At 63.7% G+C, this 24407-nt stretch carries 23 protein-coding genes, 2 tRNA genes and 2 pseudogenes; 16 read left to right on the top strand and 11 right to left on the bottom strand.

Going from position 1 to position 24407, the window contains the following annotated elements; genetic code table 11:
* The 6 genes and pseudogenes from G552_RS15145 to G552_RS0109370 all read left to right on the top strand — a co-directional run.
* Positions 1–306, top strand: a pseudogene (locus G552_RS15145) (integrase core domain-containing protein); the annotation flags it as partial.
* A 69-nt stretch (positions 307–375) separates the two neighbouring features.
* Complete coding sequence (leuC, locus tag G552_RS0109390; protein WP_027882808.1) at positions 376–1800, top strand: 3-isopropylmalate dehydratase large subunit; 1425 nt, start codon at positions 376–378, stop codon at positions 1798–1800.
* An 84-nt stretch (positions 1801–1884) separates the two neighbouring features.
* Positions 1885–2094: a hypothetical protein gene (locus G552_RS0109385; RefSeq protein ID WP_027882807.1), complete on the top strand. Its 210-nt coding sequence runs from the start codon at positions 1885–1887 to the stop codon at positions 2092–2094.
* The gene (gene leuD, locus G552_RS0109380) at positions 2095–2697 is read left to right on the top strand and encodes a 3-isopropylmalate dehydratase small subunit (RefSeq protein ID WP_027882806.1); all 603 of its coding nucleotides are present in this window, start codon (positions 2095–2097) and stop codon (positions 2695–2697) included.
* A 1-nt stretch (position 2698) separates the two neighbouring features.
* Positions 2699–3769, top strand: a complete 1071-nt coding sequence (gene leuB / locus G552_RS0109375) for a 3-isopropylmalate dehydrogenase (RefSeq protein ID WP_027882805.1) — start codon at positions 2699–2701, stop codon at positions 3767–3769.
* A 39-nt stretch (positions 3770–3808) separates the two neighbouring features.
* Positions 3809–4555, top strand: coding sequence for an SDR family NAD(P)-dependent oxidoreductase (locus G552_RS0109370; RefSeq protein ID WP_027882804.1), 747 nt, complete (start codon positions 3809–3811; stop codon positions 4553–4555).
* Between the two features lies 1 nt (position 4556).
* Here the strand turns inward: G552_RS0109370 and G552_RS0109365 are convergent, their stop codons facing one another.
* Positions 4557–7208 carry a phosphoenolpyruvate carboxylase gene (locus G552_RS0109365; protein ID WP_027882803.1) on the bottom strand — a complete coding sequence of 884 codons (2652 nt, stop codon included), beginning with the start codon at positions 7206–7208 and terminating at the stop codon, positions 4557–4559.
* An 89-nt stretch (positions 7209–7297) separates the two neighbouring features.
* On the opposite strand from G552_RS0109365, the gene G552_RS0109360 reads away from it, so the two are divergent.
* Together G552_RS0109360 and ribF are read left to right on the top strand one after the other, a co-directional pair.
* Positions 7298–7780 (top strand): NUDIX domain-containing protein, encoded by a 483-nt coding sequence (locus G552_RS0109360; RefSeq protein ID WP_027882802.1) that lies wholly within the window; start codon positions 7298–7300, stop codon positions 7778–7780.
* A 4-nt stretch (positions 7781–7784) separates the two neighbouring features.
* Positions 7785–8672, top strand: coding sequence for a riboflavin biosynthesis protein RibF (ribF, locus tag G552_RS0109355; protein ID WP_027882801.1), 888 nt, complete (start codon positions 7785–7787; stop codon positions 8670–8672).
* On the opposite strand, the gene G552_RS0109350 is transcribed toward ribF, so the two are convergent.
* The 5 genes from G552_RS0109350 to glgP all read right to left on the bottom strand — a co-directional run bounded on the left by G552_RS0109350 (position 8669) and on the right by glgP (position 14496).
* Positions 8669–9082 carry a hypothetical protein gene (locus G552_RS0109350; RefSeq protein WP_027882800.1) on the bottom strand — a complete coding sequence of 138 codons (414 nt, stop codon included), beginning with the start codon at positions 9080–9082 and terminating at the stop codon, positions 8669–8671. The genes ribF and G552_RS0109350 overlap by 4 nt on opposite strands.
* Before the next feature lie 72 nt (positions 9083–9154).
* On the bottom strand, positions 9155–9772 hold the full coding sequence (locus G552_RS0109345; protein WP_027882799.1) for a ComF family protein: 618 nt from the start codon (positions 9770–9772) through the stop codon (positions 9155–9157).
* 2 nt (positions 9773–9774) lie between these two features.
* Positions 9775–10761 carry an S-methyl-5-thioribose-1-phosphate isomerase gene (gene mtnA, locus G552_RS0109340; protein WP_027882798.1) on the bottom strand — a complete coding sequence of 329 codons (987 nt, stop codon included), beginning with the start codon at positions 10759–10761 and terminating at the stop codon, positions 9775–9777.
* A gap of 9 nt (positions 10762–10770) precedes the next feature.
* On the bottom strand, positions 10771–11943 hold the full coding sequence (locus G552_RS0109335; protein WP_027882797.1) for a serine hydrolase: 1173 nt from the start codon (positions 11941–11943) through the stop codon (positions 10771–10773).
* Between the two features lie 36 nt (positions 11944–11979).
* Positions 11980–14496, bottom strand: a complete 2517-nt coding sequence (glgP, locus tag G552_RS0109330) for an alpha-glucan family phosphorylase (protein WP_027882796.1) — start codon at positions 14494–14496, stop codon at positions 11980–11982.
* Positions 14497–14560: 64 nt separating this feature from the next.
* Here glgP and G552_RS0109325 point away from each other — a divergent pair, with 64 nt between their 5' ends.
* Positions 14561–15265, top strand: coding sequence for a hypothetical protein (locus tag G552_RS0109325; RefSeq protein WP_027882795.1), 705 nt, complete (start codon positions 14561–14563; stop codon positions 15263–15265).
* Positions 15266–15271: 6 nt separating this feature from the next.
* Here G552_RS0109325 and G552_RS0109320 read toward each other — a convergent pair whose 3' ends face one another.
* Complete coding sequence (locus tag G552_RS0109320; protein ID WP_027882794.1) at positions 15272–15679, bottom strand: YbjN domain-containing protein; 408 nt, start codon at positions 15677–15679, stop codon at positions 15272–15274.
* An 81-nt stretch (positions 15680–15760) separates the two neighbouring features.
* Positions 15761–15852 (bottom strand) — tRNA-Ser (locus G552_RS0109315).
* A 174-nt stretch (positions 15853–16026) separates the two neighbouring features.
* On the opposite strand from G552_RS0109315, the gene G552_RS0109310 reads away from it, so the two are divergent.
* The 6 genes from G552_RS0109310 (at position 16027) to G552_RS0109285 (ending at position 21007) form a co-directional block, all read left to right on the top strand.
* A tRNA-Gln gene (locus tag G552_RS0109310) sits at positions 16027–16100 on the top strand.
* Positions 16101–16184: 84 nt separating this feature from the next.
* Positions 16185–16574 carry a response regulator gene (locus G552_RS0109305; protein ID WP_027882793.1) on the top strand — a complete coding sequence of 130 codons (390 nt, stop codon included), beginning with the start codon at positions 16185–16187 and terminating at the stop codon, positions 16572–16574.
* Between the two features lie 43 nt (positions 16575–16617).
* Positions 16618–18879, top strand: a complete 2262-nt coding sequence (locus tag G552_RS0109300) for a transglycosylase domain-containing protein (protein ID WP_027882792.1) — start codon at positions 16618–16620, stop codon at positions 18877–18879.
* A 38-nt stretch (positions 18880–18917) separates the two neighbouring features.
* On the top strand, positions 18918–19538 hold the full coding sequence (hisIE, locus tag G552_RS0109295; protein WP_027882791.1) for a bifunctional phosphoribosyl-AMP cyclohydrolase/phosphoribosyl-ATP diphosphatase HisIE: 621 nt from the start codon (positions 18918–18920) through the stop codon (positions 19536–19538).
* A 68-nt stretch (positions 19539–19606) separates the two neighbouring features.
* Positions 19607–20575, top strand: a complete 969-nt coding sequence (gene glpX / locus G552_RS0109290) for a class II fructose-bisphosphatase (protein WP_027882790.1) — start codon at positions 19607–19609, stop codon at positions 20573–20575.
* Between the two features lie 60 nt (positions 20576–20635).
* Complete coding sequence (locus G552_RS0109285) at positions 20636–21007, top strand: DUF4870 domain-containing protein (protein WP_027882789.1); 372 nt, start codon at positions 20636–20638, stop codon at positions 21005–21007.
* Here the strand turns inward: G552_RS0109285 and G552_RS16505 are convergent.
* Positions 20997–22193 carry an amidase family protein gene (locus tag G552_RS16505; protein WP_051195764.1) on the bottom strand — a complete coding sequence of 399 codons (1197 nt, stop codon included), beginning with the start codon at positions 22191–22193 and terminating at the stop codon, positions 20997–20999. The two genes, G552_RS0109285 and G552_RS16505, sit on opposite strands and share 11 nt — an antisense overlap.
* A gap of 45 nt (positions 22194–22238) precedes the next feature.
* On the opposite strand from G552_RS16505, the gene G552_RS0109275 reads away from it, so the two are divergent.
* The gene (locus G552_RS0109275; RefSeq protein WP_027882787.1) at positions 22239–23198 is read left to right on the top strand and encodes an alpha/beta hydrolase; all 960 of its coding nucleotides are present in this window, start codon (positions 22239–22241) and stop codon (positions 23196–23198) included.
* Positions 23199–23230: 32 nt separating this feature from the next.
* Here G552_RS0109275 and G552_RS0109270 read toward each other — a convergent pair whose 3' ends face one another.
* Together G552_RS0109270 and G552_RS15140 are read right to left on the bottom strand one after the other, a co-directional pair.
* A complete protein-coding gene (locus tag G552_RS0109270; RefSeq protein WP_027882786.1) occupies positions 23231–23971 on the bottom strand; it encodes a 2-phosphosulfolactate phosphatase in 741 nt (246 codons plus the stop codon).
* Positions 23972–24057: 86 nt separating this feature from the next.
* Positions 24058–24407 (bottom strand): annotated as a pseudogene (locus G552_RS15140) (integrase core domain-containing protein); the annotation flags it as partial.

The raw sequence follows: 24407 nt of genomic DNA, 5'->3' as shown, positions 1-24407 counted from the left end.
TCACGTGGAGCGGGTGCAACGGACCTTTAGGGAGGAGCTCTATACCCGGCCTCTGCCCCCCCGGCTCAGCGAGCTACAGGCAGAGCTGGATGCCTACCTGGACCACTACAACCGCCGAAGGCCTCACATGGCCCTGGGGGGTCTTGCTCCCTTGGAGTATTTAGCTATGATGCAGGAGGAGTCGGTTCCCCAGTCTCACATGTGTTGACCGATTACACCAGCTTGACGCTTGGTATACCAAAGCGTATACTCAGGGGGATGAGCGTTCCGGCACAACCGCTACGGCCCCGAAGACCTGGGGTCTAGCCTGCCGCGCACCCGACCCCGGAGCCCCGCCCTCTGGGGTTTTTTCTTCAAAAGGAGGAAACCCGCCCTATGGGAAAAAGCCTGTACGAGAAAGTCTGGGAGAGCCACGCCATCCGCACCCTGCCCAACGGGCAGACCCAACTTTTCATCGATACTCATCTCATCCACGAGGTCACCAGCCCGCAGGCCTTTGGAATGCTGCGCGATCTGGGCCTCAAGGTACGCTACCCCGAGCGCACCTTTGCCACTGTAGACCACATCGTGCCCACCCACTCCCTCCTGGAACCCTTCGAAGACCCTCAGGCCGATGAGATGATCCGCCAACTGCGCAAAAACGTGCAGGAGTTCGGCATCACCTTTTTCGATGTAACCTCGGGGCAGCAGGGCATCGTGCACGTTATTGGCCCAGAGCAGGGCATCACCCAGCCGGGCATGACCATCGCCTGTGGTGACTCCCACACCTCCACCCACGGGGCTTTTGGGGCCATCGCCTTCGGCATTGGCACCACCCAGGTACGCGATGTGCTGGCCACCCAAACCATGGCGGTGAGCAAGCTCAAGGTGCGCCGCATCAATGTAAACGGCAAGCTTCAGCCCGGGGTCTACGCCAAGGATGTCATCCTACACATCATCCGAACCCTGGGGGTAAACGGGGGCCTGGGCTACGCCTATGAGTACGGCGGCAGCGTCTTCGAGCGCTTCAGCATGGAAGAGCGCATGACGGTCTGCAACATGTCTATAGAGGGGGGTGCCCGCATCGGCTACGTCAACCCCGACCAGACCACCTTCGACTACCTCAAAGGCCGGCCCTACGCCCCCAAGGGGGCTGCCTGGGATGAGGCCGTGGCCCGCTGGAAGGCCCTGGCCTCTGACCCCGACGCCCATTACGACGACGTGGTGAACATCCAAGGCGAGGACATCCCCCCGACCGTCACCTGGGGCATCAACCCTGGCCAGGGCTGCGCCATCAGCGATCGGGTTCCCGATCCGGCCCAGTATCCCGAAGCCCAGCGGGCTAGCCTGGAAGAGGCCCTGGCCCACATGAAGCTGCGACCTGGCCAGCCCATCAAGGGGGTTAAGGTGAATGTGGCCTTCCTGGGAAGCTGCACCAACGGGCGCCTTTCCGACTTCCGCGAGGCGGCCAAATACCTCAAGGGCCGCAAAGTAGCCCCTGGGGTGCGGGCCATCGCGGTGCCGGGCTCGCAGCAAGTGGCCAAAGCTTGCGAAGAGGAAGGGATTGCGGATATCTTCCGCGAGGCCGGCTTCGAATGGCGGGGAGCAGGCTGCTCGATGTGCCTGGCTATGAACCCCGACCGATTGGTGGGGGACGAGCTGTGCGCCTCCTCCTCCAATCGCAACTTCAAGGGCCGCCAGGGCAGCCCTCTGGGCCGCACCGTACTGATGTCCCCGGTGATGGTGGTGGCCGCCGCAATCACTGGCGAGATTAGCGACGCCCGTGAGGTTTTCGGCGTAGGCGAGCGGGTAGGGGCCTGAAGTGGGGCACCGCGACCAGGCCGCGCAAACCCCCACGCCCTTTTGGGAGGGGCAGGGAGCGCTTGGGCACAAGGGGGTTCGACCTTGGCAACGCTAGCGCTGATCCGTGGGGTAGCCCTAATCGCCCTTTCGGTACTGCTTTCTATTGCTACTTTAGGGGTGTGGCTTTCCAACCTCGAGGCCAACCCCGCCTTGGGTTGGGGGGTCTTCGTGCTGGGCTTCGCCCTGTGCGCGGCAGCAGCCATCGCGGGCATCTGGAGTATTCTGCGTTTTTTCAAGGACAAGGAGGAGTAAATGTTAGAACCCATCCGACAAGTCACCGGGCGAGCGGTATACGTCCCCGGGGACGATATCGACACCGACCGCATCACCCCCGCCCGCTACCTGAAGGTGGTCACCTTCGATGGGCTGGGTGAGGCGCTGTTTTACGACGAGCGTTTTAACCCCGACGGAAGCGAAAAACCCCACCCTCTAAACGACCCTCGCTTCAAGGGAGCGCGCATCATGCTGGTAGGGGCCAACTTCGGCTGCGGAAGCTCGAGGGAACACTCCCCCCAGGCCATCTACCGTGCGGGTTTCCGCGCCCTCATCGGCCAAAGCTTCGCCGAGATTTTCTTTGGTAACGCCACCACCCTTTCGCTGGCCTGCGTCAGTGCGGCCAAGGAGGACATCCTGGCCTTGGCCCAGGCCATAGCGCAAGACCCCAGCCTCGAGGTCACGGTAGACGTGGAGCGCCTCGAGGTACGCTATCGCGACCGCTCCTTCCCGGTAAACCTCCCCCCCACCGCACAAAAGGCTTTGGTGGAGGGGCGCTGGGACCCTATCGCTGACCTGCTGGAAGCCGGAGAGCTCATCGACCAGGCCGCAGCCCGGCTGGCCAAGGCGGTAAGGAGCTAGGATGCCCAAGATTGCCCTACTTCCCGGCGACGGCATCGGCCCCGAGGTCACCCAGGCGGCGGTAGCGGTGCTCCAGGCCGCCGACCAATCCTATGGGCTGGGCCTCGAGTTCGAAACCTTCCCCTTTGGCGGCAACGCCATCGATAGCCACGGGGAACCCTTCCCCCAGGTTACCCGGCAAGGCTGCCTGGAGGCCGACGCTATTCTATTGGGGGCTATCGGTGGCCCCAAGTGGGACCACGTGCCGCGCCACCTGCGGGCCGAGACCGGTCTATTGGCCCTGCGCAAAGCCCACGGCCTCTTCGCCAACCTACGCCCGGCCAAGGTACTTCCGGGGCTGGAGCACCTCTCCCCCCTCAAGCCTGAGATTGCCCGAGGGGTGGATGTGCTGGTCATCCGCGAGCTGACCGGGGGCATCTACTTTGGCGAACCGCGGGGTATGAGCGAGGCCGAAGGCTGGAACACCGAGCGCTACAGCAAGCTCGAGGTCGAACGCATCGCCCGGGTAGCCTTCGAGGCAGCACGCAAGCGGCGAGGCCAGGTCTGTAGTGTGGACAAAGCCAACGTACTCGAGGTAGGCGAGTTCTGGCGCAAAACCGTGGACGAAGTGCACCAAGACTACCCCGATGTAGCCCTCGAGCATCAGTATGTCGATGCCATGGCCATGCACCTGGTCACCAAACCCAGCCGCTTCGACGTGGTGGTCACCGGCAATATCTTCGGCGACATCCTATCCGACCTAGCCAGCGTACTGCCTGGCTCGCTGGGGCTACTGCCCTCGGCCAGCCTGGGTGAGAAAACCCCCCTCTTTGAGCCGGTGCACGGCTCGGCCCCGGACATCGCCGGCCAGGGCATCGCCAACCCCACCGCGGCCATCCTTTCCGCGGCCATGTTGCTCACCTATGCCCTAAACCGGCCCGAGGTAGCCCAGCAGATAGAGGCCGCCGTGGCCCATGCCCTGACCACCCAGCCCACCCCCGACCTAGGGGGCAAGAGCAGTACCCAGGCCTTTACCCAACAGGTCATCGCGGCCTTCCACCAGGTTAAAACACAAGGGGTAAAAACTGTCTGACCCCTAGCCCTTTGGGCCTATTTGGCGTATACAAGGGACATGAAGCTTAGGGGACAGACCTTCATCGTAACCGGGGCTAGCCGGGGCATTGGCGAGGCTTTGGCCTTGGCGCTGGCTAAGGCCGGGGCCAACCTGGTGATTGGGGCCCGCAACCCCACCGCCCTCGAGTTTGTGCGCGAGCGGGTGCGCGAGCTAGGGGTGCGCTGCGAAGCGGTAGCGGGCAACGTGGCCGAGGCAGCCGTGGCCGAGGGGTTGGTCAGGGCAGCCCTCGAGCTCGGTCATTTCACCGGCTTCATTCACAACGCCGGCGTGCTCAATGCCGGGCCCCTGACCTACGAACTCATCGAGTCGCAGTACGACGAGATTATGGACTCCAACGTCAAGGGAGGCTATCAGCTAGCCCGCTTTGCCTACCCCCACCTTATCCGCCAGCCCGGGAGCATTGCGGTCTTCCTGGGCTCCGGGGTGGCCGAACACAATATCAGCGGGATGGGCATCTACGCCATCGCCAAAGCCGCCGAGGAACACCTGGCCCGCCAGCTCGCCACCGAAGCCCTCGAGGTCACCTGCTTCATCTACCGGCCCGGCATTGTCGAAACCGAGATGCAACGCCAACTGCGCGAGGCCCAAGGTGGGGGCAGCGAGGTACTCCAGCCCCTCTTCCGCGGCTACAAGGCCCAGGGACGGGTTCTTACCCCGGAACAGTCGGCCAGGGCTCTGGTGCGCATCCTCGAAGGCGAGCCGCGCAAATACCACGGCAAAATCGCCACCCATACCGACGCTTAGGCTACCCCGCGTTGCGCAAACCCGCGGCAATACCCAGGATGGAAAGCATCAAGGCCCGTTCCAATCCGGGGCGCTCGGGCGCCTCTGGAGGGGTGCGGCGGTAGCGGGCCAGAAGCTCGACCTGTACCAGCGAGATGGGGTCGACGTAAGGGTTGCGCAGCTCGGTTTGGCGGGCCAGCACGGGGTGTTTGTAGAGCAGAGGGTTTTGGAAGGTCTCCTCCAGCAAGGCCTGGGTTTTTTGTAAGCTTTGGCGAATGGTCGGGAAAAAACGTTCGGCCAAGGAGGGCTCTACCAGGCGTAAATACTCGCTGGCAATGCCCAGATCCGCCTTGGCCAGGGCGATGGCTGCACTATCTAGGGTGGTGGCGAAGAAAGGCCAGGCCCCCTGCATCTCGCGCCGCAGCTTTAGGGGAATGGCCTCCAGCCCCTCGGCCAGGCCATACCAACCCGGCAGCAAAAGCCGCACCTGGGTCCAGGACATCACCCAGGGAATGGCCCGGAGGTCCTTGATCTCCCGCACCCGGCCCGAACGGTAAACCGGACGGCTGGCAATGTTGAGGGCCCCGATCTCGCGGATGGGGGTGAGCTGCTCGTAAAACTCGAAAAAACCGGGGCGGGACAACAGCTCGCGGTAGGCCTCGGTAGAGCGCTGGGCGGCCTCTTCCATGGCCTCGCGCCATAGCAAAGGCAAAGGCTCAGCCTGGCCATAGAGGTCGCGGGCCGAGGCCAGGGCCAGATGGTAGAGCATCTGCTCGAGGTTGCGGTAGGCCAACTCAGGATGCGCGTACCGGTCGGCCAAGGCCTCGCCCTGCTCGGTCAGGCGCATCCGGCGCCCTACTGTGCCGGGCGGCAGGCTGGCTATGGCCCGCCCGGCGGTACCGCCCCCCCTAGCGGTAGAGGTGCCGCGCCCGTGAAAGTAGTAGACCTCTACCCCCCGGGCCCGCCCCACCTGGCTGATGGCCTCCTGGGCTTTGTACAAGGCCCAGTTGGCTGCCAGGAAGCCCGCATCCTTGTTGGAGTCGGAGTAGCCAATCATCACCTCGAGGCCGCCCCGGCCCTCCACATGGGCCCGGAAGACCGGGTTATCCAGCAGCCGGGCCACCACCAAAGGCGCTTGCTCCAGGTCGTGCAGGGTCTCAAAAAGCGGCACCACATCGAAGGGCAAGGCCCGCCCGGGACGGAACAACCCCACCTCACGGGCCAGCACGAACACCTCGAGCAGATCGGAAGCGTGGTGGGTCATAGAGACCACGTGGGCCCCGCGGGTCTTCCAGGCCCGCAGGGCCTCCAACGCGGTTTGCAAGGCCCGGCTTTGCGGACGGTAGCCCACTGGGGCCAGCGGGCGGGCGGTGGCGAGCTCCTGGGTCAGCAGCTCCTCCCGCGCCAAGGGGTCTAAGGTCAGGTAGTGCTCGTGTACCCCGGCCACCCGCAATAGCTCCGCCACGGCCTCGGTTAGGGCACGCGACTCCTCGCGCAAATCCAGGCTGACCAGCTCGAGGCCAAAGGCCTCAGCGTTGTGGCGCAAAGGCCGCACATGGGCCCGGGCTACTGCTTCCAGCCCCAACTGGCTTAGGCTAGCCTCCATTTTGCGCAGATCGGCCACAAACTCTGCCGTTTTAGCGTAGCCAGGGCCGGGTTGCTCGCCCAGTAGGGCCCGCAACCGGTAGCGCTGAACCATGCCGAAGCGGCGGTATGGCTCACCTTGAAAGCGCTCGGGCAAGGCCAGGCGCTGGGCCTGTTCCTCCAAGGCCAGGCGCAGCTCGCGGGTAATGGCAATCCGATCCTCGCTCAGGGATAGGTCACGGATCAAGCCATCCACATCCTCCACAAAGCGGCGTAGGGCGGTCTCGCGGGCGTACTGCTGCGCCCAGGCGGTCACCTCGGGGGTCACGTTGGGGTTGCCATCCCGGTCCCCCCCAATCCAGCTGCGGAAAACCAGGGGGGAGGAAAGCTCGGGACGACGGCCATAGTGCGCCTCCACCGCCCGTTCCAACCCTTCCACCAGTCGGGGAACCGCCTGCCAGAGGGTGTGGGTGGTGTAGAACAACCCCCCCTTGACCTCGTCTTCCACGGTGGGGCGGGACTTGCGCAACTCGGAAGTGCCCCACAAGAGAGCCACCCGAGGCTCCAGGGCAGCCTCTTCCCCCCGCTCGAGCAGCCGTTCAATCTCGCTGATGTGGTAGCGTTGGGTGCGGCGGCGGGTCTCGGTGGGGTGGGCAGTAAAGGTGAGGTGTAAGCGCAATTTGGACAGCAACTCTACGGTCTCTTCGTAACCGAGGCCCTGGGCCTTGAGCTGCCCTACCAAGGCTAGAAAGGACTCGCCGCGGGGGTGGGCTGGGCTGCTGCGCTCCTCGCGGGCGCGGTTGACCCGCACCCGGTGGCGCTCCTCCGCCAGGTTGACCAGGTGAAAATAGGCCGAAAAAGCCCGGATAATGCTTTCTGCTTCGGAAAGGGTGAGGCTGCTCACCAGGGAGACCAGTTGCTGGTGGGTGGCCTGGCTATACCCTTGGCGCAAGGCTTTGGTCAGCTCGCGAATCTGCTCTTCCAGCTCGAATACCCGCTCCCCCGATAGCCTGCGGATGGCCTGGCCTAAGGCCCGCCCCAGCAGATCCACCTCGCGCTTGAGCTGCTCAAATAGCTGTTCCTCGCTCATCGAGGGTTAGTCTATCGGTTTTGCTTCCGATGGCCAAAGCGAGTTCAGCCCGATTTGACGTCAGGAAGCTCAGCCCTTAGCCTGGGTACATGCCCGAACGGGAATACCTGTACAAAGGACGCATTCTCAATCTGGCCCTCCAGGGCCCCTACGAGATTGTCGAGCACGCCGACGCCGTGGCGGTGTTGGCCCAACAGGAGGGCAGGGTGCTCTTCGTACGGCAGTACCGTCCAGCGGTGGGTTGCCAGACCCTGGAGATTCCCGCCGGCCTCATTGACCCCGGCGAGACCCCCCTGGCCGCAGCCCAGCGCGAACTGGCCGAGGAGGCCCAACTCGCGGGCGACCTCGAGCTTCTGGCCTGTTTCTACCTTTCCCCTGGCTTCTGCGACGAAAAGCTCTACGTTTTCCGCGCCACCAACCTAAAAAGCACCTACGCCCAGCCCGATGCCGACGAGGAGCTCAGCGTGGAGTGGCACGACCCACAAGAGGTGCTGGAAGCTGCCCGGGAGGGCCGGGTAGAAATCTCGGCCTCGGCCATGGCCGGCATTCTCTTTGCCCTGCAAGGCAGGTAAGGCCATGCTCCTCATCAACGATCCTTGCGATGCGCCTGCCGGGCCCAAGGTGGTGGCCATCGGCAGCTTCGACGGGCTGCACCTGGGCCACCAGCACCTCCTGCGCACCGCGCAAAACGAGGCCAAGCGCCGCCATACCCCCCTGCTGGTCTACACTTTCGACCCCCCCAGCAAGGTCTTCATGCGGGGGGAAGGCTTTCTCACCGACTTATCGGAGAAGATCGAGCTTCTGCGGGAGTTAGGGGTGGAGATGGCCCTGATCGTGCCCTTCAACCAGGCCTTCGCCCAGCGCAGCAAGGAGGACTTCCTTCAAGACCTGCGCACCCTCGAGGCCCAGTGCCTTTTCGTGGGACAGGATTTCCGTTTTGGCCGGGGAAGGGCCGGGGGCTTGGCTGATTTGCAAACGGTGGCCCCTACCCATGTGCTGTCCCTACTGGAACTGGGTGGGGAACCGGTGAAGTCCAGCCGCATCCGCGAGCTATTGCGCCAGGGGGAGGTAGACCAAGCCCGGCTGCTGCTAGGCCGGGCCTACACCGCCCGGGGCATCGTGCAGGAGGGAGACAAACTGGGGCGGCGGCTGGGGTTTCCCACCGCCAACCTCGAGGTCGCCCCCCACAAAATTCTGCCCCTAGGCGTATTTGTGGTGCGGGTACAGACGCCCCAGGGCCGGTTTGGCGGCATGGCCAACATCGGCTACCGCCCTACGCTCTCGGGCCAAGCCCTGCGCTTCGAGGTGCACCTGTTTGGCTTCACTGGCGACCTCTACGGCCAGGAACTCAGCGTGGAATTCCTAAGCAAGCTGCGCAGCGAAAGGAAGTTTGAAAGCTTGGAAGCCCTGCGGGCCCAGCTTGCCCAGGACGCCGAGGCAGCCCGTCGCTTACTGGGCATCTAGCGCGGGATATCCTCTGCTGTAATGAATTTGGGGCGAACCCAGCGCACCTCCTCGAAGGTACCGTCGAAGCGCAGGATGGCGGCGATGCGGGCCCTGGAATACACCTGGTGGGGCTTCTTGGGGATAAAGGCCGTCACAATATCCACCCAACGGGGCTCGCGGTACTCCAGCACCACGTGCAAGGGCAGCCGAAGGTTGGGGGGAAAGACCATATAGCCCAACACCAGCATGCGCTGATCCTCGGGGTAAACCGCCATCTCGCGGCCCCATTCCACCGCCTGCAAAACGTCGTGCTCGATAAAGCCCTCCTGCAGCATGTGCTTGGCCACGTGAGGGCCCATGCGGTAGCGGCCTTCGCGGATATAGGGGAGAAGTTCCTCGAGCCTGCGAATGCGTGGTGGTCTGCGCATCAATCCCCCCTCTGGCCCGACCCCGCGGGGCCGGTTAAGAACCCCTTGCCTGCAGTGGAGTTCTTGAACCGATTATAGGAAATACGGGGCTAGCTGGTGTGGGCGCTTGACCGCAATGGCCGCCCCGTAAACCCGGGAGGCCCCGGCCTCGAGCAAAGCCCGGCGGGCCTGCCCCCAGGTGGCCCCGCTGGTCAGCACATCGTCCACCAGGAGCCAAGGCCCCTCCACCCGGCGAAGCGGTTGGAAGGTTCCCGGGGGAAGCAAAAGGCGCTGACGCAAGGTTTTGTGGGCCTGGGAAGGCCCACCCCGCACCCGGCGCAGCACGCTCTGGTAGGGCACCCCTAGGGCTTGGGCCAGGGCCTGGGCCAGAAGCTCGGCCTGGTTGTAGCCCCGCACCAGCCGGCGCGACCACAAGGTCGGCACCGCGGTCACCCCCGCTAGCACCCAGCCCGCCTGCCGCACCCCCAAGGCCAGCCGCTGGCTCAAAAGCGCGGCCAGCTCGAGGTGGCCCCGGTACTTGACCGCCCGGGCCAGCCCGCCAAAGCGTTGGTAGCCACCCAGGTAGACCAGCCCCAGGGCGTGCCGAGGTACCAGGGCCTGCCGGCAGGCCTGGCATAACGTAGGCTGATCCAAAGGCCCCCCACAGCCCGGGCAGCGAGCCCCGGTGAGCGCTTCCCACCAACCCCCCATGGCTATGGCTCAATCCCCAAGGCTGCCGACAGGGCCTCGTCGAAGGGCGGGTAGAGCACCCCCTTCTCGGTGACGATGCCGGTAATCAGATGATGGGGCGTCACATCGAAGGCGGGGTGGGCCGCGGGGAAGCCCTCCGGGGCAATGGGCACCCCGTGCAGGTGGGTCACCTCGAGGGCGCTGCGCTCCTCGATGGGAATGTCCTGACCACTTTTGAGCGTGGGATCCACCGAAGAAAGAGGTAGGGCGGGGTAGAAGGGTATGCCGTGGTAGTGGCAGAGCACGGCCAGGCTGTAGGTGCCGATTTTGTTGGCAAAGTCGCCGTTTATAGCCATGCGGTCGGTGCCCAGGATAACCACATCCACCTGGCCCTTGCCCATCAGGTAGGCGGCCATGTTGTCGGTGATGAGGGTGGCCGGCACTCCGGCTTTTTGCAGCTCGTAGGCGGTGAGGCGGGCTCCTTGCAGGTAGGGGCGGGTCTCGTCCACCCAGACGTGCTGCACCCGGCCCTGCCGGTAGCCCTCCACAATGGCCCCCAGGGCGGTGCCGTAGCCCCCGGTGGCCAGCGGCCCGGTATTGCAGTGGGTGAGCACCTGGCCCTTTAGCACCCGGGCCCCGTGCCGGCTGATGGCCTGCTCGGTCTCTTCTACCTCGGCCCAGATGGCCCGGGCCTCGCGCAGGGAGGCCTCGAGGTCGCCCCAGTGGGGCTTCATGCGCCCCAAGGCATAAAACAGGTTAACCGCGGTGGGGCGGCTTTGGCGCAGCAGGCGGTCGGCTTCGGCGGGGTTTTCGCCCGAGAGGTGGGCCAGCACCATGCCAAAAGCCGCAGTCACCCCGATGGCCGGAGCCCCCCGCACCACCATCTCGCGGATGCCCTGGGCCGCCTCAGCCGCACTACGGCAGGGCACCCAGGCCTCCTCGAAGGGCAGTTTGCGCTGATCCAGTAGCCAGAAGGTGTTTTCTTCAAAACGAAAAGGAGAAAGCCGCATGAGGCCAGTCTACTTCAGGCTCTGGAGCAGGCTGGTGTACAGCAGGAAAAAGAGGTTTTCGTCCAGCCGGGTCTGGGGGTTGTTCCAGGTAGCCGATACGCAGTACGGTTGGCCGTTTTTGGCCACCAGCCAGGTCGTCAGGTTGAGCACCCCTGGCTCAGAGCCACCCTTGTAGGCCACCCGGATCCAGTCGGCGGGGTTGGCTAGGCCAGGGTTGAGCGACATGAAGGGCAGGGATTGTACCCGGCCCATGAGCTGGCACAGTTCGCGGGTGCTGAAAAACCACTCCACATCCAAAGCCACCGGCCCCCCGGCAAACACGCTGGCATCGGGCAGGGGGAGGCGGGCCAGTTGGGGCAGCAGAGCGGCCCGCCCTTCTGGGTTGGCCCTGTAGCGCTCGAGCCACTCACGGTTCTGCGGGTTCTTGAGCACAAAAGCCTCGCGGGTGGTGAGAAAGGGCCGGTTGCGGGGGGACAGCTTTTCCACCTCGGCCCGCCCCACGATGGCGATGAGCGCGTCGGTGGCGGTGTTGTCCGAGATGGCGATCATCTGGGTAGCGTAGCGCTCGAGGCTGATGGGTGTGCCATCCGGCTCGTTTTGCATGGTACCGCTAGGCAGGCTTTTCCACTCCGGGCGTAGGGGCACCACCTCGTCCCAGCGGCGCTGTCCTGTCTCCACCTGCTGGCGCAAAGCCTCCAACACGGCCAGCTTAAAGGCCGAGCCCACCGCCAGAACAGCATCGGCGTTCAGGTTGAGGCGTTCTCGCTCCCCCTCCAGCACCAGCACGCTGACCTGGCCCGGTAGCTTGCGGTACTCCGCCAGTATCTGCTCAGGGGTCAGGGCGGTTTTGGGCTGGGCAGGCCGGAAGAAAAGCCCTTGGATACGGCCCTGGGCATCGAGGGAAATCTGGGCTGGCACCACCCCCCGCTCGAAGTTCACCCGAAAGTTGGGGCCGTCGGGCTCTACGCCCTCGTACTGACCCAGCGCGCCCGTTAGCTGCTGGAGGATAAGCTCCACCTGGGCCAGCGGTACCTGTTGCAAAAAAACCGGGGCAAACCACTCGGCCTGGGCCGGCCGCTGGGTAAAGAGGCGCTCGAGGGCCGCCTGGGGGGTGAGGTTGGCTTGGGCCACAACCCACAGCACCCCACCCAGTAGCCACACTATCCCGTACAACCGCTTCATCTACCCATCCTACCAAAAACCCAGCCCAGAGGCCTTCTAGGCCCCTACCAGCTCCTCCACCGCAGCCCCAGCCCACTTTACGAACCCTGTCTCGCGGGGGTTGGCAAGGGTAGGATGCACCGCCACCACCCGCACCCCGTAGACATAGCTGCCCGGACGGGCGGGCTGGTAGGTGCCGCTGTAAAGCAGCGCGTCGCACTCCTGGCCGCTGGGGTGCAACGGGATGACCTCGAGGTCGCCGCTACTGCGTCGCACCACCAGCTCTACCCGCAAGGTCTCGGCGGGAATGCCGTAGGCCTGCACGAAAGCCCGCAGGTGTAGGGGTTGGTCTGCCAGGGGCTGCGGCACTTCCACCCAGACCCTAACCCCTTCCCAGTGGGTACGCACCAGGGCCTTCCAGGCCGCTAGCTCTTTCAGCACCGCCCCCTCCTCAGCCATCAGATGAGCGGCCCGCTGGGCCAGTGGGGCGTAGAACTTTTGGTGGTAGGCCTTCACCATCCGCTGGGCTGAATAGGTGGGGCCACAGGTGCGGATGCTATCGCGCACCATGGCCAGCCAGCCACTGGGGGTGCCCACCGCACCCCGGGCGTAGAACAGCGGGATGACCTCGTACTGCAGGGTGTCGTAGAAGCTTTGGGCGTCGGCGTGATCCTGAGCCTCCTCGGTAGGATAGGAGCGATCATCGCCAATGGCCCAACCGTTGGTGGTGTTGAAGGCCTCGGCCCACCAGCCGTCTAGTATGGAGAAGTTCAAGGCCCCATTGAGAGCGGCCTTCATGCCCGAGGTGCCCGAGGCCTCCATAGGGCGCCGGGGGGTGTTGAGCCAGACGTCCACCCCCTGCACCAGGGTACGGGCCAGGCCCATGTCGTAGTCCTCGAGCAAGATCATCTTGTCCTCTAGCCCGAGCTCCTTGATTTTCTGGGCTAGCTTCCTAATGAACTCCTTGCCGGGTTCGTCCTTGGGGTGGGCCTTACCCGCAAACACGAACTGCACCGGCAAGGGGCCATTCAGAATGGAAACCAGGCGCTCTGGGTCGGTGAACATCAGAATGGCCCGCTTATAGGTTGCGAAGCGACGGGCAAATCCGATGGTCAGTACAGTAGGGTCGAGCACCTTTTCCGCGGCCCGTAGGCGAGCCGGCAGCTCACCGTTGCGGCGGCGCTGCTCGAACAGGCGGGCGCGCACCTCCTCTACCAGGTGAGCCCGTAGCCGGTTGCGAATCCGCCACAGCTCGTCCTCCTCCAACCGCTCCACCGTCCACTGGCTAGGGTCGTCCAGCCGCTCAGCCCAGGTAGGGGGAAAGGCCCGCTCGTAAAGCGCGTGCATCTCAGGGTGGAGAAAGGTGCGGGTGTGAATACCGTTGGTGATGTGGTCAATCGGTATTTCCTCCACCTCCAAGCCCTTCCAAAGGTGCTGGAACATGGCCCGCGAAACCGCCCCGTGCAGGGCCGAGACCCCCCCCGCAGCACGAGAGGTCTTAAGAGCCAGGTTGGACATGCTAAAAACCGGGCCATAGCTTTTCTCCTCCCGCCCTAGGGCCAGGAACTCCTCCTTGGAAAGGCCTAGCTTATGCCACCAACCGTCCAGGTAGCGCTCTACCAGCTCGAAGGGAAAAGCGTCATGCCCGGCGGGTACGGGGGTGTGGGTGGTGAAGAGAGCGCCAGCAGCGGTGGCCTCGAGGGCCTGGTCGAACGAGCTTCCCGCCATTACCATCTCGTGCATGCGCTCGAGGGCCAAAAAGGCCGCATGGCCTTCGTTCATATGCCAGACCTCGGGGGAAAGGCCCAAAGCCCGCAACAGCCGCACCCCACCAATGCCCAGAATCAGCTCTTGCTCGATGCGCATCTCCTGCCCAGGGGCATACAGCCGCGCGGTGAGGGCCCGATCCTCGGGGCGGTTTTCTGGCAGGTTGGTGCTCATCAGGTAGACCGGGATGGTGCCTACCTGAACCTTGTAGGCCATAACCTGCACGGTTCGCCCGGGGAACTCTACCCCCACCTTGAGGGGCCTACCCCCCTGGAAGACCACCTCGAGCGGCAGCTCTTCCGCCAGCAAATCCTCGTAGACCTCCTGCTGCTGGCCTTCGGGGGTGAGCCGCTGGTGGAAATAGCCCTCGTGGTAAAACATCCCCACCCCAGTAAGGTCGAGGCCCAGATCGGAGGCGGCTTTGATATGATCACCGGCCAGAATGCCCAACCCCCCCGAGTAGATGGGTAGTGACTCGTGGAAGCCGTACTCCATCGAGAAGTAAGCGATGCGAGGGGGTTTCTTGGGCCGGCTTCGCAGGTAGCTTTGGAAGGCGGCAAGGGTAGCCTCTACCGCCCCCACATAACCGGGGTTCTCGGCCAGCGCCTGCAGACGCTGGGGGTCGGCCTCGAGCAAGGCCCGCACCGGATTTGAACGGAAGCGCTTCCAGTGTGCAGGATTGATCTGCTCAAACAGGTGCTGCGCCTCGGGATTCCAGCTCCACCACAGGTTATAGGCCAGCTCGCGTAGGCCCTGCAAGGGCTGGGGCAAAGCTGGCATAGCAGTCAGACGTCCCAGGATGTTCATAGCCAGGATTGTACCATCCAAACTACCGCCGGCGGTCTGCAAGTCCCCGGGTAAGATGAGAAGCATGGATCCAAGGCTGCGCCAAGCGGTTGCCGGGGCGCATCTGGCTCTGGAACAGCGTGTCCAAAATTATCTAGCCCAGCGGGGCCTCGAGGTGAGCTGCCACCGGGGCTGCTTTGCTTGCTGCTACGCCTGGGTAGTGGTGGGCCTTGCCGAGGCTGAATACCTGCGGGAATGGCTAGCGGAACACAGCCCCGAGCAGCTGGCCCACTGCGAAGCCGAAGGTGCAAGAAGGTTGAAGCGCATCGCCCGCGAGAAACACCGGCCCGGTTTTGCTACCGCTTACTTCCTGGAGGCCAACCCCTGTCCCCTGCTTACCCCGGATGGAGGCTGTTTTGGGCATGCCCACCGCCCCCTGGCCTGCCGGGGGGTGCTGACCAACCTCCCGCCCCGGTACTGCGCCCCCGGGGCAGTGCTGGCCCTAGAGGGACCAGAAAAGGCCACTTACCAAAACCAGCTCAACCCCTGGCATGGCCCCGAGCACTACCTGAAAAAGCCCTGGCAGCTTTCCCTCCGCACCGCCCAAAGGCTATGGGCCACGGAGCAGCACCTACGCGGTTTCACCGTGGTAGGAGAGCTAGCCAGCCTAGTTTACCTGCTAGGCCAAGGGGCATTCCAAAGAGCCCTGGCCTCGGGAAAGGAGGACGTTTACAAAGAACTGAGCCGGCGCAGGCTTCTAGAGGGCGATTTCGGTTTTTGGGTGGGTTGAGCTGGCCTACTCCACCAAGCCCGCGTCTATCATGCGCAGGTAGGAGAAAAACAACGTGAGCTGGTCGGCGAAGTCGCGCACGAAAACAAGAACAGCCTCAGCGGTAACCCCCTCCAGGCGCAGGTCGCTTTCCAGCACGGGGTCGTTATCGGCATCTAGATAAGACTTGGTAAAGCGGTAGCGGCGGTTCCAGTTGAGCAGGTGGCGCGCTTCTACTCGGTCGAAGCCAGAAAAGCCGGCCCGTAACTGCAGGCTGGTCACATGCGGCTCACCGTAGGTGATGAGCTGGCCCCGAAGACTGTTGGGGAACTCGAGGCCGAACAAGTCTTCCTTGAGCTGCTCCGCGTTGAAGCCGAGCTGCTCTAAGAGAATGCGGACTTCCTCCGGAGTAACCTGGTGCAAAACCGTATCCATTGCCTCTAAGCCTAAGACCAAGGCCTCCACCAGACGGTGAGGTCTAAACCAAAAGGCTGCTCCGCCCTAGGGCGGAGCTTCTGGCGGAGGAGGAGGGATTCGAACCCTCGATAGGGGGAAACCCCTATACCGGTTTTCGAGACCGGCCCGTTCAACCACTCCGGCACCCCTCCAAACTGGGATAGCCCGATGGGCCGAGTAGAGACTTTAGCACAACTTAGCCGTAAAGTCACGGGCCAGCGGCTACCCCGAAAGCCCCTATTTGACACCGGGCCGCCAGCCCCCTAAAATACCGCTTGCCAAACTGGGTAGGCCACCGGCCAATCCGTGCTTACCCACCCCTGCCTTGGGGCATCGTCTAATGGCAGGACAGCGGTCTTTGGAACCGCCGGTCGTGGTTCGAGTCCACGTGCCCCAGCCACTCTCCCCTCTGGGTTATCCCCAGAGGGTTTTTGTGTGACAAATGGCCATATCCCCGCTAAAGGTTTTGCTAGTATCAATGCATATGGCGGAAGCGGTGCACAGCAATAGCGTACTGGTGGTCACCCCCAGCCACCCCCTGCGGGCCTTGCTCGAGCTAGCCATCGAAGAGCAGGGAATCGAGGCGCATTTTTTTGAAAAAGCTCAGGAAGGGTTAAATTTTCTCAAGAACCACACCCCCCGGGCCATTGTGCTAGACGATAGCCTCGAGATAGACCCCTTTTCCATCGCCTCGCGCCTGAAAATGAGCCGGCGCTTGCGGGAAGTACCGGTGGTGCTCCTGATTAGCGACAACGACGAGCGCACCAAGCTTACCGCCGAGTTCACCCGCGCCGAGCATGTTTTGTCCAAGCCTGTCGACCGCAAAGCATTCTCCGCCATTCTGCGCAACCTATCCCAAGGCCAACCTGGCTAGAGGCTTAGCCAAAGTCTAATCTGTGGCTGGTACACTGAAGCCCGTGCGCGGATTTTTCCGGATTTTCAAAGTATTCCTAGCGGCGGCTTTTTTAGGAGCGGCTGGTGCAGCGGGCTATATAGCCTGGCTGTTGTTGCGCGACCTACCCAGCCTCGAGGCCCTCGATGAACTGCGTTTCACCGCCACCTCGACCTTTTATACCCGCGATGGCATTCCGATAGCTGACCTAGCCTCAGTAGAGGATGGTCGGGCCATTGCCCGGCAGTTGGTGCGGCTGGAGGAGGTCTCCCCCGCAGCCGTGGTAGCGGTGGTGGCCTCAGAAGACCAGCGCTTCTTCCGGCACTACGGCGTGGATCCCATACGCCTGCTGGGAGGGCTGTACTACTCCCTGCGGGGTGACCTACAGGGGGGTTCAACCATCACCACCCAGGTGGTCAAAAACACTCTGCTGCGCGAGCTGGCCTTTGAGCGTCGGGGGATCAGCGGCCTCGAGCGCAAACTCAAAGAGTTTCCCCTGGCCATTCAACTCGAGCGCCGCTACTCCAAGGAAGAAATCCTGGAGATGTACCTCAACGTGGTTCCCTGGGGAGGCAACGCCCAGGGCATCTGGGCTGCCGCTCAGGCTTATTTCGGCAAAGAACCTGCCGAGCTAAACCTGGCCGAGGGGGCCTACTTGGCCGTCTTGCTGCCTGCACCCAACCCCCGCTATCTCGACTACCCCGCTACCCGCCGGCGCATCCGGGTCTTGCTCAACAACATGGTCGAGGACGGGTGGGTTAGCCCCGCCGAGGCCGAGGCCGCTTGGCGCTACAAGCTGGCCCCCAAAGGATGGGAGGTTAGCTACGACGACGAGGGCAACCTGAAAAGCGCCAAACTCCTCGACCCTAGCGCCCGCATCATGCCCGAGCGCAACGTGCGCCTGGCCCCCTACTTCGTCTACGAGGTACAGCGCTACCTGCGCGATAAAATCGGGAGCGATAAGCTGCGCAACCAAGGGGGCTTGCGGGTCATCACCACCTTGGATTTGCGCATGCAAAACGCTGCGGAAAAAGCCGTCAGTAACCGGCGCCTACCCGACCAGGCCCAGCTCGCCCTGGTGGCTTTGGAGCCCAACTCGGGTGAGGTGCTGGCCATGGTGGGCGCCCGGCCCGGCACCGAAGGCGAGTTCAACCGGGCTACCCAGGCCTGGCGCAGCCCCGGCTCAGCCATCAAGCCTTTTACCTATGGGGTGGCCCTCGAGGCTGGCTGGACCCAGGCCACCACGGTGTTGGACGCCCCTATCGAGTACCGCACCCCCCAAGGGGTCTGGCGCCCCAAAAACTTCGATGGCACCTTCCTAAACCGCCCCGTGAGCATCCGCTACGCTTTCGACCGCTCGCTAAATCTACCCGCTATCCGTACGGCCGAGGCCATCGGGGTCGAGCGGCTGGGCGACAAGCTGCGGGCCGCAGGCTTCCGCCTGGCGGGCAATATAGCCGTTCTGGCCAATTCCATTGGGGGTGGGGCGGAGATTACCCCGGTGGGGCTGGCCGCGGCCTACGCCAGCTTCGTCAACGGAGGCTACTGGGTGGAACCCCGTCTGGTACTACGGGTGGAAGACAGCAAAGGCCGGCTTATCTACGAACCAGAGAATAAAAAAATACTGCTTTGGAGCCCTCAGGTGGCCTATCAGATTTGGGACATGCTCAAAGGGTATGTCTACGACGTGCCTCCTGGCTTCCGCAGCAGCCTGGCCGCGGGCGCGCGAATTCCAGGACGGATCGTGGGGGGCAAGACCGGCACTAGCGACAACGCCATCGATCTTTGGTTTGCCGGGGCCACCCGGGGGCTGGTGGCCGCCTTGTGGGTAGGCCGCGACGACCACAAACCCCAGCGCATGGGCGGGGTGGAGCCTAGCAGTTCCCTGGTTAACCCCCCCATCTGGCGCGACTTTGTAGAGGAGGCCCTGCGGGGCCGGCCCGCAGGCGACTTCCCCATGCCCCCCGGCCTGGTTCAAGCCAGTTTCGACCTGCTCAGCGGCAACGAGAGCTCGAGCGGGGTTAGCGCGGTCTTCCCCAGCCGCCAGGCCCCGCGAGCCCCCGCCCCTACTCCCACTGCCCTTCTTTCAGGAAGCAGTGTACGCGAAAGTCCACCCTTACCTTCTTACATTGCCCGCCCTGGCCCCGCTCTAACCAACGCCCGTCCCTACCAAACCCTTGCCCTGGACCGCAGCACCAGCTGCGTAGCCTCTCCCCAAACCCCCCCCGACCGCCTGATCTGGATTCAGGTACCCAGCCAGCGGGTAGGAGAGTACCGGTGCAACTAGCCTCTCCCTAGGGCTGCCGGTGGGCTAAAATCCGCCTTATGGAGATTACCGACGTCCGCTTCGATGAGGAGGGCCTGGTTCCGGTTGTGGTGCAAGACGCCCGTTCGGGACAGGTACTAACCCTGGCCTACGCCAACCGGGAGGCCCTGGAAAGAACCCTACAAACCCGGCAGAGCACCTTCTGGAGCCGTAGTCGTGGCGCACTTTGGGTCAAAGGCCAGACCTCGGGCCACACCCAAGAGGTGCTCGAGGTATTGCTGGACTGCGACCAGGACGCGGTGCTCTACAAGGTGCTCCCCCAGGGAGCGGCCTGCCATACCGGAGCGGAGAGCTGCTTCCATCAGGCCCTTACCCCCACCGACCACCCCCCTTTAGGCGAGGTGCTGGAAAAGGTCTACCGCACCATCCGGCAGCGCCTCGTGGCCCTGCCGGAAGGCTCATACGTGGCTAAGCTGCACCAGGCCGGCCTGGATCGCCTCCTTAAGAAAATCGGAGAAGAAGCAGGGGAAGTCATCATCGCAGCCAAGAACCAAGCCCCACAAGAGGTAGCCTGGGAGGCGGCTGACCTGCTGTTTCACCTGCTCGTGGTGCTGGCCGAGCAGGGGGTATCGCCCAGCGACCTGGCCCGTACCCTCTGGCAGCGGCATCAACCGGGCTAATACCGGCCCACCGAGTCAACCGGGGGTCTGCTTCTTGGTAAGCTCTAGGTATGGAAATCCACACGGACATGGACATTGAGCGGCTGTTGGTGCTCGAGGTGGCCCGGGTCACCGAGCAGGCCGCCCTGGCAGCCAGCCGTTGGGCCGGAATGGGCCAAAAAGACGCCGTAGATGCCGCTGGAACCGAGGCTATGCGCCAGGTGCTCTCCGAGCTGCCCATCCGCGGTCGGGTGGTCATCGGTGAGGGAGAGATGGACGAGGCGCCGATGCTCTACATCGGGGAGGTGCTGGGCCAGGGTGGGCCGGAGGTGGACATTGCGGTGGACCCCGTAGAGGGCACCAACATCACCGCCAAGGGGCTGCCCAACGCCATTACGGTCATCGCCATCAGCGAGAAAGGTGGCTTGGTAGGGGCCCCCGACATGTATATGCAAAAGCTGGTGGTAGGCCCCCCCGCAGCCGGCAAGGTCAGCCTGGACTTCCCCGTGGAGGCCAATCTGCGCATCATTGCCGACGCCCTGCAACGCAGGGTGGAAGACCTGGTGGTGGTGATTTTAGACCGCCCCCGCCACGAACAGCTCATCCAGGAGGTGCGGCGAGCCGGAGCCCGGGTCAAGCTCATCACCGATGGCGACGTGGTAGCCGCCGTGGCGGTGGCGGTGCGCGGCACCGGGGTTCACGCCATGATGGGTAGCGGAGGAGCCCCGGAAGGGGTGCTGGCCGCCGCAGCCCTCAAGTGCATGGGCGGGGAGATTCAAGGGCGCTTTTTACCGGAAAACCAGGCCCAGCTCGAGCGCCTCCGGGCCATGGGCGTGGATGAAAAGAAAATATACCGCACCCACGACCTAGCCCCGGGCCAACAAATCGTGTTCTCGGCCACCGGCATCACCCATGGCGAGCTGCTCGAGGGGGTGCGCTACTTCGGCGGGGGAGCCCGTACCCATTCCATCGTGATGGGCTACAAGACCAAGGTGGTGCGCTTTATCGACTCGATCCACCTCTACGAAAGCGGGGCCCGGGTGAATATCCGGGTTTAATCCCCCAAGCCAGTCTTGGGCTATCTTGCCTTTTTCTCACCATTGTCTTATATTCTGCTCATGGAACCGGGTACCCCCTCCCCCACCCCTCAGGCCGAGCGGCTATGGGCTGTACTCGTTCACTTTGCGCCGATTCTCAGCCTCTTTTTTGCCATAGGGCAGTTTCTCCTACCCTTGCTGGTGCTGCTCGTTGGCCCCAAGGATGCCCTGACCCAGGCCAACGCCAAGGAGTCTATGAACGCCCAGATCAGCTACACGCTCTTTGGTATAGGCCTTTGGCTCTTGGCTATCACTGTGCTGGGGCTGATTTTAGCTATCCCCCTCTCCCTTGTCCTGCTGGGGCTGGTCATCTGGAACATGATCGCCGGGGCCATGGCCGCGGGAAGAGGCGAGGTTTTTGCCTACCGCTTCATCCTTCGCTTTATTCCTTAGAACGGCACAGTAGCTCGAGCAAAGCCAAGTCACTGCCCCAAGGCCCCACAAGCTGCACCCCTACGGGAGCTTCTGCCTCGGCCTCTGGACTGGCCCATACCGGCGGCACAGTAACTGCCGGAGCCCCCAGCAGGCTGGCGTAGCAGGTTAAGCTGAGGGTGCGCAGGCGGAAGGCTAGGGCTTTTTCAGCATCCTGTAGGTCGGCTAGTAATGGGGCTGGGCTGGGGGTGGCCGGCAACAGCACCAGGGTACCGGGCTCGAGCCAGGCCCCCATCTCGCTTCTCAGGCGCACCTGCTCGGCCAAGGCCCGGCCAATCTCGCCCGGGGTGAGCCTCGAGGCGGTTTGCAAAAGTGCGCGTACATCCTCGCCCAACGGAGGTTGTTTTTCCTCCAACCAGCGCTGGTGGAAGCCCCAGGCCTGGGCTCCCTGCAAGACCCGCTGTACCTCCCGTGCAGCAACCAACAGGCCAAGCCGACGTTCCTCAATCCTACAGCCTAAGGCCTGAAGCCTCTGGGCCACCTGCTCTACCGCCTGCTGGGCCTCGGGCGCGCAGACCTCGAGGGCCTCCACAAGGATCAAGGCCCGCACAAAAGGCTCCTGCCCACAGGCATCCGCCAGCAGAACCTGGGCGAAGCGCCGCATAACTCCCGGCTCTAGGGCCAAAAGGCCCACGGTGTCGTAGCTGGGGGCCAGGGGTACCACCCCAGTAGCCGGGATAGCCCCATGGGTGGGACGGTAGGCGTAGATACCACAAAATGAGGCGGGTATCCGCACCGAACCGGCCGTATCGGTTCCTAGGGCTACCGGAACCAGGCCCGCTGCCACGGCCACCGCCGACCCCGAGGATGAGCCGCCGGGAATCGCTCCGGGCCGCCGGGGGTTCTGCGGGGTGCCAAAGTGGGGGTTGATGCCGGTCATACCATAGGCCAGCTCGTGGGTATGGGTCTTAGCCACCAACCAGGCCCCAGCCTGCTTGAGCCGGGCCACTGCCCAGGCATCCTGGGTGGGCAGCCCCCAGTATTCGGCGAACTGGGGATTACCTGCCGCGGTGGGCATGCCAGCTACATCGAACAGGTCTTTGGCCGCAAAGGAAAGACCCGCCAAGGGACCTGGGGTGGGGCTGAATTCGTCCGTGGGGTTCACCCAGGCCACCACTGCGCCATAGGGGTCGAGGGAAGGGTTCACCCTTTCATCGTATCCCACCGGCCTTTTGCGCTAAGGTATGGGGGTATGGTCGAGGTTCACCCGCGCCATGTAACCTTTCACCCTCCGGCCAAGGCCCGCTACCTTATTGGTGACTTCACTGACTGGGAACGCCGACCGATCCCCATCGCCGAACCCCTGACCCTGGAATTCCCTGCCGGGGCCTATATCGAGTACGCCTTCCTGGATGCCCAGGGCCAACCCTTCCCCGACCCCGACAACCCCCACAAGGCCCAGAACCCTTGGTGGAGCTACCCAAGGGCCATCGAGCTACCGGGCTTCCGCTACGTCCCGCCCCGCCCTCCTTCCCAGCCCGTTCAGGTACACCGTCACCGGCTGGAATCGGCAGCCTTTGGCACCACGCGCCGCTACTACGTCTATAACCCCAACGAGCCAGCCCAGGCCACCCTGTATGTGCACGATGGTGTGGCCTACTACCGCACTGCCCGGCTGGCCGAGGTTGCCCAAGGCCTGCTCGAGCTAGGCGAAATTAAACCCCTGCGAATCGTATTTGTCGAACCCGAGGAGCGCCGCCAGGAGTACTGGTTCAACCTAGCCTACGAGGCCCACCTGCTGCAGGAGGTGATGCCTGCAGTGCAGGCTCACTACGGCCCCACCCCGGAACAGGGCCTTCTGGGGGCCAGCCTGGGGGGGTTGGTCTCGGCCTGGCTGGCCTGGCGCAACCCGCAGATTTTTTCCAAGGTGGCCACCCAGTCGGCCTGCCTTACCGCCTCTCCTAAGGGAGGCAACTCCTTCACCGACCCAGAGTGGCTCACCGAGCAGTATCAGGCCACCCCCACCCTTCCCCTGCGCTTCTACTGCGAAACCGGCCAGATCGAGTGGCTGCTGGCCCCCAATCGGCGTTTTGCCGCCATGCTGGCCGACAAGGGCTACCCTCACGCCTACCTCGAGCGGCCCTCCGGTCACAACTGGATGACCTGGCGACAAGGGCTGGCCCCAGCGCTAACCTACCTCTTTGGTAACTAGGGCCCTACCGTTGGGCTGCCCTGCCGGGGCCCCTAGGAGGCAGGCGCCTGGGCAGCCCAATGGGCCCGTTGGAAAATCAGGGCCTCCCCCACCCGGCCCTCCAGCACGGCCACCGCAGAGGAAACCGCTATCTGCCCACAAAAAGGTACATCGGCCTCCAGGCCCACCTGGCGCAAGGCCTGGGCCGCAGCAGAAAGGTGTAAGGGCTCGAGGGGGTCGGGGTAGGCCCGGCGGGTGGTGAGGGCCGTCAGGGCTCCGTCCTCGAGTTCATAAGAGCCCATAATCTGCAAAAACTCGGCCAGTACGCCTGCAGTATACACATCGTCTAGGCCAATGCGGCCCTCCTTACCCGCACAAAGAATGGCCACCTCCTCGGTCGCTAGCTGGTGGGCCAACCGGGCCGCAGCGTGGGCATTGTACAGCGAGGCCAGCAGGACATACTTGGCACTACGAGCCGCCAGATGGGCTGTGCGGGTTCCATTGGTGGTGCTCATCACCACTATTTTGCCCCCTACCGGGGCCTCTCGGGCTTCTCTGGGCGAATTGCCATAGTCGAAACCACTAGGCTTGAGCCCTCCCTCCTCGCCCGCCAGTACCACATCGGTATCGCGAAAAGCGCGAGCGCTATCCAGATCAGCGGTCAGGTATAGGCTAGCCGCCCCTGCCTCCAGAAAAGCGGTGGCCGTGGTGGTGGCTCGGATCACGTCTACCACCAGCACCACATCCGGATAGCTAAGGTTCTCCTGGGGAAGCAAATCAGCCCGCAAGCGCATAGCCCTTCCCTTTGCACCACAGCCCCATCATCTCTACCCGCACTCGGCCAGGGGAGGTTTCTGAGGGGCAGATGAAACCCCAGGCATCATACCGGATGGGGCCCTCGGGATGTAAAGAGGGTGTAATCGGTCAACACATGTGAGACTGGGGAACCGACTCCTCCTGCATCTTAGCTAAATACTCCAAGGGAGCAAGACCCCCCAGGGCCATGTGAGGCCTTCGGCGGTTGTAGTGGTCCAGGTAGGCATCCAGCTCTGCCTGTAGCTCGCTGAGCCGGGGGGGCAGAGGCCGGGTATAGAGCTCCTCCCTAAAGGTCCGTTGCACCCGCTCCACGTGACCATTGAGTTTAGGACTCCTCGGCGGCAGCACAAACAAGGCAATCCCCAGAGCACAGCAGGCCTCCTCAAACTCGGCCATGAACTCGCTGCCCCCATC

This window comes from Meiothermus rufus DSM 22234 (genome assembly GCF_000423425.1).
GTDB classification, from domain to species: Bacteria; Deinococcota; Deinococci; order Deinococcales; family Thermaceae; genus Meiothermus; species Meiothermus rufus.
Note: the sequence above shows the minus strand (reverse complement) of the source record. Positions and strands in the feature narration are given on the sequence as shown.

Coding starts and splice junctions, on each gene's coding strand:
- leuB (WP_027882805.1), top strand. CDS start 2,699: ATGCCCAAGATTGCCCTACTTCCCGGCGACGGCATCGGCCCCGAGGTC.
- G552_RS0109270 (WP_027882786.1), bottom strand. CDS start 23,971: ATGCGCTTGCGGGCTGATTTGCTTCCCCAGGAGAACCTTAGCTATCCG.
- G552_RS0109335 (WP_027882797.1), bottom strand. CDS start 11,943: ATGAAGCGGTTGTACGGGATAGTGTGGCTACTGGGTGGGGTGCTGTGG.
- G552_RS0109360 (WP_027882802.1), top strand. CDS start 7,298: ATGCCCGAACGGGAATACCTGTACAAAGGACGCATTCTCAATCTGGCC.
- G552_RS0109350 (WP_027882800.1), bottom strand. CDS start 9,082: ATGCGCAGACCACCACGCATTCGCAGGCTCGAGGAACTTCTCCCCTAT.
- hisIE (WP_027882791.1), top strand. CDS start 18,918: ATGGAGATTACCGACGTCCGCTTCGATGAGGAGGGCCTGGTTCCGGTT.
- G552_RS0109285 (WP_027882789.1), top strand. CDS start 20,636: ATGGAACCGGGTACCCCCTCCCCCACCCCTCAGGCCGAGCGGCTATGG.
- glpX (WP_027882790.1), top strand. CDS start 19,607: ATGGACATTGAGCGGCTGTTGGTGCTCGAGGTGGCCCGGGTCACCGAG.
- glgP (WP_027882796.1), bottom strand. CDS start 14,496: ATGAACATCCTGGGACGTCTGACTGCTATGCCAGCTTTGCCCCAGCCC.
- G552_RS0109275 (WP_027882787.1), top strand. CDS start 22,239: ATGGTCGAGGTTCACCCGCGCCATGTAACCTTTCACCCTCCGGCCAAG.
- G552_RS0109345 (WP_027882799.1), bottom strand. CDS start 9,772: ATGGGGGGTTGGTGGGAAGCGCTCACCGGGGCTCGCTGCCCGGGCTGT.
- mtnA (WP_027882798.1), bottom strand. CDS start 10,761: ATGCGGCTTTCTCCTTTTCGTTTTGAAGAAAACACCTTCTGGCTACTG.
- G552_RS0109370 (WP_027882804.1), top strand. CDS start 3,809: ATGAAGCTTAGGGGACAGACCTTCATCGTAACCGGGGCTAGCCGGGGC.
- leuC (WP_027882808.1), top strand. CDS start 376: ATGGGAAAAAGCCTGTACGAGAAAGTCTGGGAGAGCCACGCCATCCGC.
- ribF (WP_027882801.1), top strand. CDS start 7,785: ATGCTCCTCATCAACGATCCTTGCGATGCGCCTGCCGGGCCCAAGGTG.
- leuD (WP_027882806.1), top strand. CDS start 2,095: ATGTTAGAACCCATCCGACAAGTCACCGGGCGAGCGGTATACGTCCCC.
- G552_RS0109365 (WP_027882803.1), bottom strand. CDS start 7,208: ATGAGCGAGGAACAGCTATTTGAGCAGCTCAAGCGCGAGGTGGATCTG.
- G552_RS0109305 (WP_027882793.1), top strand. CDS start 16,185: ATGGCGGAAGCGGTGCACAGCAATAGCGTACTGGTGGTCACCCCCAGC.
- G552_RS0109320 (WP_027882794.1), bottom strand. CDS start 15,679: ATGGATACGGTTTTGCACCAGGTTACTCCGGAGGAAGTCCGCATTCTC.
- G552_RS0109325 (WP_027882795.1), top strand. CDS start 14,561: ATGGATCCAAGGCTGCGCCAAGCGGTTGCCGGGGCGCATCTGGCTCTG.